Genomic DNA, 1,023 nt, shown 5'->3' with positions numbered 1-1,023 from the left:
CGTCCTCTGGCAATCTAACATACGTTCCATCGTCGCTCGGCTCGCACAACCAAATGCACAGCTTCATTGCGCGAGTAATTCCGACGTAAGCCAGCCGCCGCGCCTCGTCCCTCTGCGCATCGTCATATGGTGTTGCCGATTTCACTGAACCTAGTCCGGCCATTTTGTACAGCGAATTTCGTAAATTATTGGTCGAGCTGTATTGTGTGTCACCGATAAGGATGACGTACTCTGCTTCCAGCCCTTTGCTCTGGTGAAACGTGGTCGCAAGAAACCGCTCGGAACTCTCCCCCTTAAACGCGTCACATATCTGCATGAAGACGGGATTCACTGAGCCACGCGTGAGCACATAGAGACGCTCATCAGTGGGTAGACGGTCAAGTATCGTACGTACAAGAGCCACTGCGTCCTGGGCGTTGAATTCCGACACGAGCGCAACCGGATGCTTCAAGTCACGCCATTTTCCCTTCGCGATACCACCCTGCTTGCCGGGAAATTGCTCTGTTAGGTCGGATAGCGAAGCTTCCGCAGCGGAGACGACATACGCCGACGACCGATAGTTATCTCTAAGGCGGTACGTCTGGTCGCGTGCTCCCTTGAAATACCGAGGGAAATGCAGGAAAAACTGTGGAGAACTACCGCGCCACCCATAGATGGACTGCCAATCGTCCCCAACGCACATTACCGACGGAGCGTCGGAGTCACGGGATACCGCTCGAAGTCGCTCGTGCATAGCGACAACAAACTTCACAATAACGGGCGAGATATCCTGAAATTCATCTATGAGCAAATGCTTCATAGTCAGGAGAGAACCGCCGTTCACCTTGTCGAACCAGTCTCCTGAGGTAGACAGCTGTGAGAAGAGTCGATTGAACGAGACGACGCCTTCCGTCTTGAATGTCCGATAGAGCTCTTCAAAGAAAATGGAAACTGCGGACGCGAAATGGTGTTCAACTGAGTCAGGAGTCAACCCTTCGGCATTTTTAATTCTTCGTGGGTCCAATGCGAGATTCTCGGCAAATG

At 52.5% G+C, this 1,023-nt stretch carries 1 protein-coding gene; it reads right to left on the bottom strand.

Annotation, left to right across the window (positions count from 1 at the left end):
* Positions 1–1,023: UvrD-helicase domain-containing protein (locus ABZX22_RS45385; protein ID WP_354923633.1), on the bottom strand; the 1,023-nt coding region annotated here is incomplete at both ends.

Source organism: Nonomuraea sp. NPDC003804 (assembly GCF_040610675.1).
GTDB lineage: Bacteria > Actinomycetota > Actinomycetes > Streptosporangiales > Streptosporangiaceae > Nonomuraea.
Note: the sequence above shows the minus strand (reverse complement) of the source record. Positions and strands in the feature narration are given on the sequence as shown.